At 77.0% G+C, this 726-nt stretch carries 2 pseudogenes; both read left to right on the top strand.

From position 1 onward, the window contains the following. A pseudogene (locus MCHUDSM44219_RS17160) lies at window positions 1-233 on the top strand (hypothetical protein); the annotation flags it as partial. After that, a pseudogene (locus MCHUDSM44219_RS17155) lies at window positions 226-726 on the top strand (hypothetical protein); the annotation flags it as partial. The pseudogenes MCHUDSM44219_RS17160 and MCHUDSM44219_RS17155, both read left to right, overlap by 8 nt.

Below are 726 nucleotides of genomic sequence, written 5' to 3'. Positions count from 1 at the left end.
TGGCGGCGTTCGTCGACGGCGACGACGTCGTGCTGGCGGTGATGACGGCGGCCGTGGACGTCGTCGAGGCCAGCGGCGCCGAGGTGGATCGCGGTGACGACGCCGGAGCGCACGCCCGCCGGGCGCTGCGGTGGCACGCGTACGCGAGGGCACCGCTCGATGCGCTGCACCGGCGCTGCGCCGCCGACATCGCCCGCGGCAGCCTGCGGCTGCTGGAGGCCTGCGGTGACTGACCCGGTTCTCGTCACCGGTACCGCGCGGGCCGGGGTGACCAGCGTGCTCGCCCGGCTGCAGCAGCGGATGCCCGCTTATCGCTTCGTCGAGGCATCCGGGCTGGCTGTCGGCGAGACGCCGCCGGTGGTGGTGTTCGTGGTGTCGGCCGACGCCCCGATGGCGCGGTCCGACGGCGCGCTGGCCGCCGCGGTCACGGCCCGCGCCGGCGGGGTGATCGGGGTGGTGAACAAGGTCGACGACCACCGCGCGTGGCGCCACGTGCTCGCCGCCGATCAGGACCGGCTGGCTGCGGCCGCACCGCGGCTGGGTGGTGTCCCGTGGGTGACCGCCGCGGCCGATCCGCGGCTGGGGGAGCCTTGCGTCGACGATCTGGTCGCCGTGCTCACCCGGGAGCTGGCGGACCCCGACCTGGCGCCGCGCGCCGCCGCCCGGGCCCGGCAGGCCGACCTCGACGCAGGGCTCGCCGAGGTGGAGGCCGAACGCGCCGACGTG

Source organism: Mycolicibacterium chubuense (assembly GCF_001044255.1).
Classification (GTDB): domain Bacteria; phylum Actinomycetota; class Actinomycetes; order Mycobacteriales; family Mycobacteriaceae; genus Mycobacterium; species Mycobacterium chubuense.
This window is presented reverse-complemented; position numbering and strand designations above follow the sequence as displayed.